Genomic DNA, 13,503 nt, shown 5'->3' with positions numbered 1-13,503 from the left:
CTCGCATTTAGACTCATAGACTTAATCATTTCTAGTTACCTCATCTTAAAAGAATCACAACTAGTGTTATTTTAGATGAGGCAACGACATATTAGTAGTATGAATTTTAGTGAGTCAATGCGATCGGTCAAGTTAGTTGACGTCTAATACATGATGCGAACCATCTATTTGAACAAGCTCCCCTAGACATTCCCTGCGGTATCTAGGCTGATAGATTTTTGGCTTAGGCTTTGCTCGAGATTTCCAGATCCCTTCATCAATCATCCAGTGGCGTAAGGTTTCGGATGACAGCTTGATATTATGCTTTTCTAACAATTTTTCATTGGCGAAAGTAGGTCCAAAATCGGCATATTTATCTTTGATAATGTTTAAGGTTTTCCGTTTAAATTCTGGTGAGAATCTGCGATTACTTGGCTGTCCTCTACGTAATGAAACTAAGCCTGAAGCGCCATCACTCCGATATTTATTTACTAACCGTTGGACTTGTCTTCGCGTTAAGTTAAGCAACTTTGATGCATTGATTTGTGTTACTCGTTTTTCACAAACATCGCGAATAACATCAACGCGATTTAATTCTTTTTGGCTCATAGAAAGTAGCATGACACGTTGCTCTGGATACGGTTAGTAATGGGAACTAACCATACCAGAATGTGACATCTCTAAATTGGGGAAATGTGACATTACTATATTGCACTTACAGGATAGACAGTAAAATATGCACAAAATGACTGTTATGTTAAGTAGCGGATTTTTATTACATAAATAACTGCTTCATCATCAAATTAAGACAAATGTTTTAAAAACAGCAGTTAACCAATCGATATCCACCTTAAAATAGCGATGGAAAAAAATTTTTTTTAAATGATGTTTTTGAGCATAAAACGCTTTTCACCTTTAGTACTCTTTTCAAGCCTAAATAGCCAAATGAAGAAAATTATAGTCAAATGAAGAAAATTTCGTTTTTGCGATAAAAGGTAACATATTTTTTGCTTTTGTAAGGCGTATGGGATCGATTGCGCCTTACCTTTCTAACTCGCAAAGGGTCGGATAGACGACACCTGTTACTAGGTGTCGTCCTCCTAAGAACCGTACGTGCAACTTTCACTGCATACGGCTCAAGCCTCCGCTAAGGCGTATTATGTTACCCACCAACCTTTTTCTGGTTGATTTTGCAATGCACATCTGAAGCTTTAATACTTTTGCTCAATGAGTTTCCAGTTAATGGATTGCCATTGAGTGCAGTAAGAAGAGGCACTAACTTCATTTGAAGTCATCATTTGCGTTTCTTCTTAAATAAAGTTCTTCAAATCATCTTGCAACGGGAGACCAGCTGGAAGTGGGCTCACTTTCGTGTCAGACATTCGTCTGTATCTGTATTATTACAATACAGCATTGGCTTTCTCCAGCCTCCTTTACCTGCACCACTATCGGCTTTCTTTGCAGACAGCTTTCCCTAATGGGAGTAATACAGGCTTACCGTGTTCCGCATGGAACGCAATGTCAGGTTAAATGCCCACTCTAATGCGAAGGGATTTTCGATCACGAAAGAGTATATGCCAACCTCTTTCCTACCCTCGTTGCCTGTTTGGCCACAACGTATTAACCACTTCCGCTGCCTCTCGCATTACGCATCTTACATGGGTTCACTTTCATTCATCATACTGACTCCCTAGCACTTACCCGACTTGTGGTTATCAGGAGGAACGTCTTCTCACGATTCTTTTCCCGTCCAATGGACTTTGTTACATTGTCAGACTCGCTACTTTATTCAGAGTCCTAGAGGCATCTGGCGATACAGATGGTTCACTCTTATCGCGGTGAACAGCGTTACATACGACTTCACGTCGCACGGCACGTAGCGAGATAGAAAATGTTGTTGGTTCACTTTAAATTACTTAACAAAATCACTCAGCTACAACAGTTAGTAAAACATCTCCAGTGTTAATAAGTTCTAAAATTCAAATTGTTGCTGTCACATTTCTAAATGTTTCAATTGTAATTTTATTTTCCTCTGTGATATGGTTTATTCACTTATCTTTAAGAGTCTATGCCGATGAAAATCTAATACCTGTTATCCATTTTTACACACATTTTTTGGATTTACAGGGTTAGTAGGTGTAGCTTTGTCATTGCTTATCTCAAGTATTGTATTTATACAACTTATCGTTCTTAGCATTATTGTTATTTTGGCTACGCCTAATGTCCCTGCTATACAGGAGGCACATTATGCCGTTACTACAAGCAAATCATTTATCTTATCAATTCACCAATGGCGAAACCCTATTTAGTGGTGTGTCATGCAATTTAACTGCACGTCGCGTAGGACTTATTGGCCGTAATGGCGCAGGAAAATCTGTGCTGGCATCTATTTTAGCAAAGCAATGTCAGCCTAGTGAAGGCTATGTGGTGTTAAACGCTAAAACGCAAAGTTTTTCGCAGGTACCATCGAAGCTTATTTCAAGCGATCTTACTGTCGTACAATATTTGCAATTTGAAGACGTCTTAGAAGCGTTAAAAAAAGTTGAGTCAGGAAGCTGCGAAGTTAAATGGTTTGATATTATCGGTGACCGTTGGCAATTAGCTAGTGAGCTGTTTGCGCTATTTACTGAACTCGGGCTAGCTAATGATTTATCTTTGTACTGTCGTGAACTCAGCGGTGGGCAGTTATCTCGTTTACAGTTATGGAAACTATTTCAATCTGACGCTGAGTTACTAATATTGGATGAACCGTCTAATCATTTAGACAGTGAAGCCAAAGAATGGTTAGCTAAGAAAATGTCCCAATTTAGTGGACATATTCTGTTGATTAGCCATGATCGATTTTTTCTGCGTCAAATGGATCAAATATGGGAATTATCTTCATTGGGACTCCATCAATACGGTGGTAATTATGAACTCTATATTATGCAGAAGTCTCTACAACAGGGAGCTATAGTGCGCCAACTAAACACTGTTCAGCGTGATCAAAAAAATCTCGAACAACAAACACAACTTAACCGTGAAAAAGCTGATAAACGTGCTGCGCAAGGTAACAAGATTCGCAAGCAAGGTGGACAACCCAAAATATTGCTTAACGCTATGCGTAGCCGTGCAACTGAAAGTGCTTCTAGCCGTGTAAAAAATGAGAAAGGCCGCAGTGAACTGCTATTGCAAAAAAAATACCTGTTACATAAGCGACATGAACAATTAAAAGAACAGAAACTCTATCTGCAGCAAGGAAGTACACGTAAAACCTCATTAGTTTATGCGTTAGATTGCGTGTTACCTTATGGCTCTAATCAGCCAATTAGCTTTGAGTGCTCACCTGCGAGTAAATTGCATTTGCAAGGTAGTAATGGTAGTGGGAAATCGACTTTACTAAAAGTTTTGCTAGGCGAGCAAAGTCAAAAACATGGAGAAGTTAGAATAAATACTCCACTCTACTATTTGGATCAGCACTTTTCGTTGCTAAACAGTAATCTTTCTTTGTTAGATAACCTGTTGTATTTCTGTAACAGATTACAGGAAAGTGATGCACGTACATTGTTAGCAGGGATAGGTTTTCGCCGCGATAATGTTTATCGATCTGCATCTCATTTAAGTGGTGGGGAGAAGATGAAACTCGCTATGTTAGTCGTTAGTCATCAACCAGATAAGCCACTGTTGCTACTCGATGAACCTGATAACCATCTCGATTTGAACTCTAAACAGATCCTAGCGACTGCTTTAAATTGCTTTGAAGGAGCATTTATATTGGTCAGTCATGATGAAGAGTTCGTAGCACAGTGCGCAGTAACCGAAGTATTAGCTATAACAACTTAGATAAAAAGGTTTAAGTAAAAATTTTTGACTATTCAGCCTATTTCGCTTGTTACTTAATTGAGGGCTAACGTGGAAATTTTGAAGTTAAGCTTAATTCATACATAGCGAGGGCTATAGGGTTATCTCTTTCAAGGAATGGCCCATTTATTCTGAAACAGCTAACAGTCGTTGAATGCGGGCACATAAACGGCGGTTGCTATTTTTTGTTAAAAAACGCAAATAATACCAACCAACGTGCTTATAAACAACAGAAGTTATGGAAGAATTACAAGGTGGTAGAAAAGGCTTAATTTATCGTTTAGATGATAAAGTATATCGCCCGAGTGGGTTTTGGTCTGAATCCATTCATAAATTATTCAAACACCTACAAGCTGAGCAGTTTGACTCCACCCCGAAATCATTTGGTTTCGATAGTAATGGTAATGATATCCTGTTGTATGTTTCAGGGGATGTTTACAACTACCCTCTAGTTGGTCCTATCTCTTCGATGGAAGCACTATGTTCTCCTTCTATACTTTTACGTGAGTATCATGATGCCACAGTATCATTTGTACAAGATGAACAATATTGTTATTTGAGGTGGCTTTTACCTTCAAGAGAACCACAAGAAGTTATCTGTCTCGGTGATTATGCTCCGTACAATGTAGCATTAAACGGAAATATAGTTGTTGGTATCTTTGATTTTGATACTGCACATCCAGCCCCAAGGATTTGGGATGTGGCTTATGCTGTTTATTGTTGGGCGCCATTTAAAACTAATCCATATGATTTGTTAGGTGATTTAGCGCAGCGATCAATTCGTGCAAAGCAATTCTGTGATTCGTACGGTTAATCACATGAGGATCGAGTTCAGTTAGTTGATGTCATTATATCCAGGGTACAATCATTGATTAATTTTATGTTTGATGAAGCGGAAAAAGGGAATGAAGCATTTATTGCTAACATTAATGCCGACCATCATTTAGCTTATATTACAGATATTGAGTATTTAAAACGTAATAAACAACAAATCATTGAAAATTTATCGTAGATAATGTGTGCATAACAAACAAGGATAGGTGTCGCGAAGCCGACACCTTATCTGGGTGTTGAACAAGCCCGAACGAGGTTCTTTACTTTATATAGTAAATAGTGGAATTGGTTTTCGGTTGGGTCAATGGGTCAACTTTTTTAAAGGCGAGTCTCGCTAAGATACAATTGATACATCAATTATATCAGTACGTTATATTTTAAATGTTGAGTGCCATATCACCTCGCTGTCTTGTTAATCTTTCATTTGTGTCAATGAATTGTTTAAGTTCATGCGTTTTCACACATTATCTTGTCAGTCGATGCATACCCATAAAATGCATTTCATGATGACAGCATGGGCAAATACAAATAGCACGCTTACGTTTTATTGGCGTGGTCACTGTGCTCACATCGTTCCCCAATATCTGCAATATTTGTAGCCGTAGTTGCTTGGCATTGCCTCTTAAAAAACCATAATCTCTCACTCGTTGCAGTCCTTTTGGTAACACGTGTTCCAAGATTAACCATAAGAATTCGAGCACCGGTAAGGTACGCATTTTAATGAGATTAGTGGTGCTTTCTTTATATCTAAATGTCACCTTGTCATCGGTGATGTTAATGATGTCTTTGTCGGGCAATACGCCACGGTGCAGATAACGCGATAAGTATTTAAACGCAGAGGCACCAAATCCGACCTGACGACAATCAACAAACCACTTTTTAGGTATGTCAGCGGGCATGGTTAACTCTTTGCTGTGATTAATCGCATCAATCACCCTTGCTCGCCATACTTTAGCGAGTGCAAATTCATTAAACAGATATCTCTTATCGCTTTTGTGCCACTGTTTTTTGGTGGTATCGTAACGTCCGCAGGGCACAATGATATGAACATGCGGGTGGCATTCTCGTCGGCGATTATGCGTGTGTAAAACACTGGTAAATCCTAAGTTGCCTTTATTCTCCTTTGTTGCAAAGTCTTTTAATATGCCCGCAGTCACTTGTAGCATCAATTGATACAGCGCTTTGGGATGTTGGCGAGCCAGCCCCCTCAATTGATAGGGCAAGGTAAAGGTCACCATAAAATAGTGCACAGGTAATAGTTTACTAGTCTGTTTAGCTAACCAGTTTGAGGTGGTTTGATGCAAACATTGCGGACAACTTCGGTTCCCGCAGGATGCGGGGAGTTGTTGGTCATGCTGACAATGACCACAATGCCATTGGGTTGTTCGATTTGCATCGGTTTTACAGTGCAACATATCGGTGATAGCGCGACGAATATCTTGATTCAACCAACCACTATATTGTTGTTCTAGTTGCTCATGGTAGCGTTCAAGTAATGCGATAAATTGGCTCATAACGTCTCCCATTGAATCGGTAATTTATCGGTTAAGGCGTTAAGCGCGAGTACATTATCTTTTTGTTTAATGCGAGTTAGTTGTGTGTATTTGGCCGTGGTATTGAGACTGTTATGGCCTAATAGTATTTGCAGTGAGCGTAAATCCATTCCTTGCTCTAAGAGTTGAGTTGCAAAACAATGGCGGAGAGAATGTGGGCTAATGTTCTTTTTAATGCCTAACTCAGTGATGACTTTTTTGAGTGCTTTTTGAACGCTGCCTTTATCCATAGGCGTACACTGCATCGATGCTTGCTTGGTTTGCCCGAAACGAGGAAATAACAGCAGAGGATGACGGTGTGTTTTCCAGTAACAACGTAAAGCCTGTAAAGTGCGTTTGGGAAGAGGGACTAACCGGTCTTTGCCTCCTTTGTCTTCTCGGATATGAACTTGCATCGTTTCGCCATCAATGTCGTTAACCGTTAAATGAAGTGCCTCACCTAAGCGTAATCCCATACTGTACAGTACAAGGAAAAACACTTGATAACGTAAAGCACGAGTCGGACTAATTAACTGTCCAATCTGCTTGTTGGTGATGAAATCTGGGATATGTTTTACTTGTGGCGGTTTGACAATATTAAGCCAGCCTTGGTTAAGGTATCAGGTGATTGGTCGAAGAATTGAGTTATTCTACGCACCGCCCGCGAGTAGGTATCAATGGTGGCGGGTCGCATGCCTTGAAGTGTTAGGTTAGTCAAATGTTGTTGATATAAAAGGTTAAAGTGTTGTTGCCCTGAAGTGTTCATGGCTTATACTCCTATTATTCATCACAGAAATGTGACGAGAATATAAGTATGAACGTTTTTGGACTTTTGTTTTTCTGCCGCTAGCGGCTTCGTTCAACAACAAGAATAAGGTGCCACGTGCTTCTTTCTAAGTCGTATATGGGGGCTAGTTTTCTAACTCGTAAAGGGGCACAAAACGATGTATGGACTCCACCAACTCTAGCAATTAGTCTAGAGTTACGGTAACTAATAAGGAGACCATACTATGTTGAAATCTAATATTATCGGAATCGATCTAGCTAAGAATATTCTTCAAATTTGCCAAATCAGTAAATATGGTGAATTAATTAGTAATAAAGCGGTGAATCGACAAAAGTTAAAAGAGCTATTGGCTAAAGTAAAACCAGCCGTTGTTGCTATCGAAGGCTGTGGCAGTAGCCATTACTGGGGGGAGGTATGCAGAGCAATTTGGCCATGATGTTCGTATTATCAGCCCTAAAAAAGTAAAAGGGTTCCTCGAAGGTCATAAAACCGATGCTAATGATGCATTAGCCATTGCGAACGCATCATTACAAATAGGGCTAAAATACAGTAAACCTAAAAACGAAGAGCAACAATCTCTGCAAACGTTAGAAACCAGCCGTCTTTTTTTTTCACGAAATATCACTTCATTAGGTAACCATATTCGAGCAATGTTATATGAATATGGGATAACAAGTGCTCAAGGCTTATTAGGGCTAAGAACCGCAGTACAAAAAACACTGGATGAGCCAACCCTAATTCCAGCGTGCTTAATTACTACTTTGCATCAGCTGTGGGAACAATACCTCAATCTAAAAGTCGAATTTACTAAATTAGAAAAAGTAAAAAATGCATTAGTTCGGCAATTAACACCCTCTAAAAACCTTATGGCATTAGAAGGTGTAGCAGAAGTTTGTTCAGGCATGCTTTATTCGACCATTGGCAATGGTAAACAATTTAAAAATGGTCGCCAAGCTGCAGCCTTCGTCGGTGTAACACCGAAACAACATAGCTCAGGAGGTAAAACGGTGATGACAGGTATTATCAAGCATGGTGGTGTTAAGGAATTAAGGTGCGCGTTATACCAAGGTGCACTTGCCTATATTTCCAGGTTACCGGATGAACCTAAGACAGTAAAACAAGCCTGGCTGATTCAACTGAGAGAACGATTAGGTATCAAGAGAACCTGCATCGCGTTAGCAAATAAAACAGTCAGAACGGCTTGGGCAATGTTGAGATATGAAACGAAATATCAGCAACAATTATTAGTAATCGAATAGGTAAATATAAAGACAATTTAATTCAGAAAACCAAAAATAAAATGAATAGCTTTACCCAATTTTACAACAATGATGCAGCATAAACGGTAAGACCAACCTATTAAAACCTGTCTAGGGCGGAAGTCATAACAGACTGTCAAAGCGAAGAGGATAATAGGTGCGCAAACATCTAAGGCTAGAGGGTAGCTCTCTCAATAAAAAGCCGTATATACGCACGCATCTTATAAGTTTACCTGATTAGCCATAAAGCTCCGCCATCGCATCACAATACATAGACTATAATTTAACCAATCTATTGTTTTTAGTGGAGTCATGTTATGTCTATCAATAAAATTCAATTTCAAGAAGGCTATAGTATTTTCGAATTATTCGATAACTACGGTACTGATGAACAATGTCGGCAGGCATTATTTGATTGGAAATATAGGGATGGTTTTGTTTGTTCTGAATGTGGATCTAAGGGGTTTTGTAAACTAAAAAAACGTAAATTATATCAATGTAACTGCTGCCATCATCAAACTTCAGCTACTTCTGGGACTATTTTTGATAGCACTAAGTTACCGTTAAATAAGTGGTTTTTCGCTATACATTTTATTACGCAAATGAAAACGGGTATTTCTTCGCTAGAATTAAAAAGACAATTAAAAGTATCGTATAAAACAGCATGGAGTATGAAGCAAAAAATAATTCAAGTGATGAAAGAACGTGATGATAGTAAACCCTTGTCTGGGATTATACAGTTAGATGATGTGTATTGGGGTGGTGAACTAAGGGGAGGATCTAGGGGAAGAGGCTCAGAAAATAAGACTCCGTTTGTTGCTGCGGTATCAATCAGTGAAGATGGTCATCCAATGGCAATGAATTTTAATGTCGTTAAAGGTTTTACTTCTAAAGAAATAGAGCGATGGTCGATGGCACATATTGAGCCTGGTAGTGTCGTGTACTCAGATGGATTAAATTGTTTTCCCGCGGTAAAAAAAGCTGGGTGCGAACATATTCCATATGTTACAGGTGGCGGTGCTGAAAGTGTTGAAAAACCCGAGTTCATTTGGGTTAATACCATGATTGGTAACGTTAAAAATTCACTAGCTGGTAGTTGTCATTCTATTAATCATAAGCATTTACCTCGTTACCTTGCCGAGTTTTGTTACCGTTTTAATAGACGCTTTAATTTAAGAGATATGCTGCCTCGTTTTTTGTTCGTAGCTATGAAACCCCCACCGATGCCGAAGAGGCTTTTAACAATGGCGGAGCTTTATGGCTAATCAGGTAAGTTTATGTCAATTTACAGTTGTAAAACAGGTGGAGTCCATATACGCCCTAGGAAATTTTCTGTTAGAAACAAAAAATCCTCCATTTCAGGTTATCTCAAAGTTGTTAATCCAACAAAGGTAGCCTCCAAGTTGAGCATATAACTATTGTTATGCTAAATACAGAAATACGACTAACGAGGCTGTAGAATTTCACTTTTTTAAAGAAAAACTCTACTTTCACTAATTTGTGTTCCTTTTAAAAACAATGATTTACAAATAGATATTTTCCATTAATTTATAAAAATTGAATTATTTTACAACCTCAACTCTGCAAACACCGCCATCGTTCGGTACGGTCGAGAATATTAGTTCGCAAAGGTTGCGCCTAATACATCAAGTCTCTGTTTGGAACGCCTTGCATAAGCACTACTAGAATGTTGTTCGACCACATATAGATAACTATGAACTGCCTCTTCATTTCGCCCTAGACCTTCCAATGCCTGGCCTCGTAAATAGTGGAGTTTTGCAGTATTTTCTTGCGATAGATCACCGAAGGACTCTGCAATATTAATATTATCTAAGGCTTCGGTATAACTATTAACATTTAAAGAATTTTGGGCTTCAAAAATAGCGCCACTCTGCAACATATTAGTGCAACTAATTAGTAGGAAGCTCATAGCTAACATTAGAATTATTTTCATTATACTTGCTCTCATTTTAGGTATTAATGGAATCTTATTATTTCAGATCTGGGGTTGTATTCTTTGGTAGAAATCTTTGCTTTAAAAAAATCAACCGATAAATCCAGTAGGCGGCAAGAAGGACAACTAACAATTCCGGAATAGACAAGAGAGGGTTACCGCGCAATGATTCTGGAAACACAATAGATCCAGGGCCGGTAAATAGAGTCGAGACTGCAAAAAACATTGCGCAACACATCCTCCAAACATGCCTTACAACTCTATGATTTCCACGTACACCAACCTTTTTAAGGTTGTTGGCATCAAGCAGCATTGCGATAAATGCTATGGCAGAAAAAAAGAAGTATGCCTCCTTAATATGCGAGCTTTCTGTTTCGCTTGGATTACTGGTTGCGTCAAAACCCAAGATTAGTCCAGCGATGAAAATACCAAGTGCGACCAAAGGCGCAATCTTGTCTAACGTTACAAGTTTGCCTTCAGGATGATAAATAGTGGACCAGGCTGATGTAACTAAATAGGTAATAAAAAACACAAAAAGAATGCCTAACGGAGATATGCTACAGGGTGATAGCCATGTTTCGGCAGAAATAATCGGAACCATTAATATTATTGAGATCATGAACAATCTACCGGCAACTTTGTGTAGAAAGGAACCTTTCCTAAGTAAAAGTGCCATAGCCCCATTAAATACTACCGCGGAGCCAATTAGCATATGCAACGTCATTAAGAACGAAAAGTCCAACATCATTTATCTACCGTCAGGTCATTGAATATTTAATCCTATCATGCTAAAAAGCATTATCAATACACCAAATGTGCCTATAGGATATGCAAATACGTATGAGCTGGAGTTCAATAAAGTTTGACTGGAATCACGCGATGGCTTTCTTAGTAACAGCTGAAGAGGGGTCGTTGTCTGCAGCTGGTCGCGCACTAGGAATTGCACAACCAACAGTGGGGCGTCAAGTTGCGGCTCTAGAGAAAGAGCTAGACGTCATCCTGTTTGATAGAGTTGGCAAACAGCTTATATTGACTAAAGTTGGTCTCGAACTAGTTTATTACGTACAACAGATGTCAGAAGCAGCCTCTCGGGTTTCAATTGCTGTCAGCGGTCAATCGCAGGTGTTGGATGGAGAAGTTTGCATCTCTGCGATCGATTCTATTGCGGCGCTCTGTTTACCACCGATAATTCAGAAGTTACGAGTGTGCTATCCAGGTATTAACATTAAAGTTATTGCTTCTAACGAACTTAGTAATCTTGGTCAGAAAGAAGCGGATATCGCCATTCGAAATATCCAACCAAGCCACCCTGATCTTATCGCAAAAAAAATATGTGATGTAGCGGCACGCCTTTATGGTTCTAAAGAATACCTCGATAGATTAGGGAGGCCTATTACCGTTGCCAAACTTAATACGGCAGAATTTGCAGGATTTGAACGAACCGATAAAGCGATCATACCGCTACGTCATTTTGGCCTAACACTTACGCAAGATAATTTTTCAGTGATTTGTGAAAACCATCTAGTTCAGTGGGAGAATACGAAACAGGGAATAGTGGTTGGAATGATGCTCGAAGCCATTGGCGACAAGGAACCCCTTGTTGAACGAGCACAGCCTGACGTTGATCCAATTGTCTTTCCGATTTGGCTGGTTGCACATAAGCAACTCAAGACCAGCAAGCGTGTTCGAGTAGTATTCGACATGTTATCAGACTCACTAGCTGAGCTATCAGTGGTCGACGGTTCACACAATTAATAGTTTTGATAATCCTAGAAATAGTCTGTGCTGTGGCTGAATAATATTGGTCACTGGTTTGGAGTTTTTAAGTCGCAAAGGGATATTGTCAACTTAACGAAAACTGTACCAATAACAACTAAAAATTTAAAATTAACCTATTGATATATCACTTAAGAAGTGAATCGTATTTCATAAATAAACTTGTTATTTGGGCTTAAGTTGACAGTACCCTCAATGCTCATACTCTGCTTATCCAGAAATAGGGGAGTATCAAAATTCTGGATGTGAATTAGCTAAGATTAAAGCGCGATTTGTAAAGCTCTTGTAGCGTGCCTGAGCGGTCTTTGTAATCAATAATATCCCCTACGATGATATTGGCTGTTAAATCAGCAGGTGTGTTTTTTAGTGAGGACTCCAAAGCTATATTGGCGTTGGTTTCTATAAAAATAGGTAATATCGGTAATCTGTTTTTTACGGCGATAATCTGAGCACCTTCTTTAAATTCAGCCAATGTTTGCTCTGTTTTATTTCGTGTACCTTCTGCAAATACACAGATCGAAAAACCACTTTTAACTTTCTGTTTAACCTCTGTGAAAAAAGGGCACATTGTTTTTGCTTCTCTATCGAGTAGAACTGTGCCTGCATTTCGAGTAAACATGCCAAAGAAAAAGGAATTATAAAGTTCTTTCTTCGCTATCCATAAGCCGTTTATACCACTGTTTTTCAGAGCTATTTCGATAATTAAAGGGTCGATAATACTGCGATGGTTAGAGACGATAAGGTATGGTCCGGCATTGTTTATTTTATCGATGTCTTCAACATTAATACTGATTTTTAAGTATGACAGTAACGTTTCTGCATATTGCAGGCGTATTTTTTTCACATCGTCAGCGCTGTGTTTACCTCTTAATTTAAAACCAAATTTATTGGTTAAATAAAGTGCATAGAGGGCTATTTTAATTCGGTGCAGTTTCAATGAAACTCCGGAAGTTTATTGTCATGATAAAGGCGCATCATAACAACTTAAACAGTAAACCGTTTTTTAATTAAGGGGATTAATGAGATATCACTATATTTCATCTATTTTTGCTGTTTAATCAGCCATTTTCTTGTTGGTTGTTGGTTTTATAGGCTTTGTAAATCTAATTTCAACTTCAGCTTGAAGTTATAAATGTCAATTTTTTTAGCTTATTGACACTAATACCTGAAAAAATATCACTCCAACATGTGTATGATTTTTGAACATGTCTATTATTAATATTGAGTATTACCTCAGCGTTACAACTTTAAATAATATTTGGAGTATTGAGATGCTTAATAAATTAATAAATTAATGAAATATCGAATGATTTGTTTTTATACTAAGCCTGCAGAAGCTTGGATAACATTTTGCTTGGTGGTTAGTTTCATCATTGCTTATCTATTGGTTAATTATTAGACGTCAACTAACTTGTCCGATCGCATTGACTCACTAAAATTCATACTACTAATATGTCGTTGCCTCATCTAAAATAACACTAGTTGTGATTCTTTTAAGATGAGGTAACTAGAAATGATTAAGTCTATGAGTCTAAATGCGAG

Annotated in this window: 11 protein-coding genes and 2 pseudogenes; 6 read left to right on the top strand and 7 right to left on the bottom strand. The window is 38.5% G+C overall.

Translation table 11 applies throughout. The features are described from left to right. Positions 1 to 150 precede the first annotated feature (150 nt). Positions 151 to 588, bottom strand: a pseudogene (locus KSO91_RS13230) (helix-turn-helix domain-containing protein); the annotation flags it as partial. Positions 589 to 2,226: 1,638 nt separating this feature from the next. On the opposite strand from KSO91_RS13230, the gene KSO91_RS13225 reads away from it, so the two are divergent. The 3 genes from KSO91_RS13225 to KSO91_RS17670 all read left to right on the top strand — a co-directional run bounded on the left by KSO91_RS13225 (position 2,227) and on the right by KSO91_RS17670 (position 4,831). Then, complete coding sequence (locus KSO91_RS13225) at positions 2,227 to 3,801, top strand: ATP-binding cassette domain-containing protein (RefSeq protein WP_238743472.1); 1,575 nt, start codon at positions 2,227 to 2,229, stop codon at positions 3,799 to 3,801. Positions 3,802 to 4,057: 256 nt separating this feature from the next. Beyond that, the gene (locus KSO91_RS13220) at positions 4,058 to 4,633 is read left to right on the top strand and encodes a phosphotransferase (protein ID WP_238743471.1); all 576 of its coding nucleotides are present in this window, start codon (positions 4,058 to 4,060) and stop codon (positions 4,631 to 4,633) included. Positions 4,634 to 4,699: 66 nt separating this feature from the next. Next, positions 4,700 to 4,831 (top strand): hypothetical protein, encoded by a 132-nt coding sequence (locus KSO91_RS17670; RefSeq protein ID WP_275113998.1) that lies wholly within the window; start codon positions 4,700 to 4,702, stop codon positions 4,829 to 4,831. Between the two features lie 286 nt (positions 4,832 to 5,117). Here KSO91_RS17670 and KSO91_RS13215 read toward each other — a convergent pair whose 3' ends face one another. From KSO91_RS13215 to KSO91_RS13205, 3 genes are all read right to left on the bottom strand, one after another. Then, complete coding sequence (locus KSO91_RS13215; RefSeq protein WP_238743470.1) at positions 5,118 to 6,167, bottom strand: IS91 family transposase; 1,050 nt, start codon at positions 6,165 to 6,167, stop codon at positions 5,118 to 5,120. Then, entirely contained in the window at positions 6,164 to 6,685 is a 522-nt protein-coding gene (locus KSO91_RS13210; RefSeq protein WP_238743469.1) for a tyrosine-type recombinase/integrase, read from the bottom strand. Before KSO91_RS13210 ends, KSO91_RS13215 begins: the two co-directional genes overlap by 4 nt. Positions 6,686 to 6,759: 74 nt before the next feature. Beyond that, positions 6,760 to 6,951 (bottom strand): phage integrase N-terminal SAM-like domain-containing protein, encoded by a 192-nt coding sequence (locus tag KSO91_RS13205; RefSeq protein ID WP_238743468.1) that lies wholly within the window; start codon positions 6,949 to 6,951, stop codon positions 6,760 to 6,762. Positions 6,952 to 7,195: 244 nt separating this feature from the next. Here KSO91_RS13205 and KSO91_RS13195 point away from each other — a divergent pair. Both KSO91_RS13195 and KSO91_RS13190 read left to right on the top strand, forming a co-directional pair. Then, positions 7,196 to 8,231 (top strand): annotated as a pseudogene (locus tag KSO91_RS13195) (IS110 family RNA-guided transposase). Positions 8,232 to 8,548: 317 nt separating this feature from the next. Next, positions 8,549 to 9,496 (top strand): IS1595 family transposase, encoded by a 948-nt coding sequence (locus tag KSO91_RS13190; RefSeq protein ID WP_238743465.1) that lies wholly within the window; start codon positions 8,549 to 8,551, stop codon positions 9,494 to 9,496. A gap of 353 nt (positions 9,497 to 9,849) precedes the next feature. Here KSO91_RS13190 and KSO91_RS13185 read toward each other — a convergent pair whose 3' ends face one another. Continuing rightward, a complete protein-coding gene (locus KSO91_RS13185; protein WP_238743464.1) occupies positions 9,850 to 10,185 on the bottom strand; it encodes a tetratricopeptide repeat protein in 336 nt (111 codons plus the stop codon). 37 nt (positions 10,186 to 10,222) lie between these two features. Beyond that, entirely contained in the window at positions 10,223 to 10,861 is a 639-nt protein-coding gene (locus KSO91_RS13180; protein WP_238743463.1) for a hypothetical protein, read from the bottom strand. Positions 10,862 to 11,064: 203 nt separating this feature from the next. Here KSO91_RS13180 and KSO91_RS13175 point away from each other — a divergent pair, with 203 nt between their 5' ends. Next, positions 11,065 to 11,940: a LysR family transcriptional regulator gene (locus KSO91_RS13175; protein ID WP_238743462.1), complete on the top strand. Its 876-nt coding sequence runs from the start codon at positions 11,065 to 11,067 to the stop codon at positions 11,938 to 11,940. A 271-nt stretch (positions 11,941 to 12,211) separates the two neighbouring features. Here the strand turns inward: KSO91_RS13175 and KSO91_RS13170 are convergent, their stop codons facing one another. Continuing rightward, positions 12,212 to 12,898, bottom strand: coding sequence for a lysophospholipid acyltransferase family protein (locus KSO91_RS13170; RefSeq protein WP_238743461.1), 687 nt, complete (start codon positions 12,896 to 12,898; stop codon positions 12,212 to 12,214). Between the last annotated feature and the right edge of the window lie 605 nt (positions 12,899 to 13,503).

It is taken from the genome of Psychromonas antarctica, assembly GCF_022267535.1.
Taxonomy (GTDB): Bacteria; Pseudomonadota; Gammaproteobacteria; order Enterobacterales; family Psychromonadaceae; genus Psychromonas; species Psychromonas antarctica.
Note: the sequence above shows the minus strand (reverse complement) of the source record. Positions and strands in the feature narration are given on the sequence as shown.

Excerpts from the sequence above, each read along its gene's own strand:
- KSO91_RS13180 (WP_238743463.1), bottom strand. The coding sequence starts at position 10,861 with ATGGCACTTTTACTTAGGAAAGGTTCCTTTCTACACAAAGTTGCCGGT.
- KSO91_RS13190 (WP_238743465.1), top strand. The coding sequence starts at position 8,549 with ATGTCTATCAATAAAATTCAATTTCAAGAAGGCTATAGTATTTTCGAA.
- KSO91_RS13220 (WP_238743471.1), top strand. The coding sequence starts at position 4,058 with ATGGAAGAATTACAAGGTGGTAGAAAAGGCTTAATTTATCGTTTAGAT.
- KSO91_RS13175 (WP_238743462.1), top strand. The coding sequence starts at position 11,065 with ATGGCTTTCTTAGTAACAGCTGAAGAGGGGTCGTTGTCTGCAGCTGGT.
- KSO91_RS17670 (WP_275113998.1), top strand. The coding sequence starts at position 4,700 with ATGTTTGATGAAGCGGAAAAAGGGAATGAAGCATTTATTGCTAACATT.
- KSO91_RS13225 (WP_238743472.1), top strand. The coding sequence starts at position 2,227 with ATGCCGTTACTACAAGCAAATCATTTATCTTATCAATTCACCAATGGC.
- KSO91_RS13205 (WP_238743468.1), bottom strand. The coding sequence starts at position 6,951 with ATGAACACTTCAGGGCAACAACACTTTAACCTTTTATATCAACAACAT.
- KSO91_RS13185 (WP_238743464.1), bottom strand. The coding sequence starts at position 10,185 with ATGAAAATAATTCTAATGTTAGCTATGAGCTTCCTACTAATTAGTTGC.
- KSO91_RS13215 (WP_238743470.1), bottom strand. The coding sequence starts at position 6,167 with ATGAGCCAATTTATCGCATTACTTGAACGCTACCATGAGCAACTAGAA.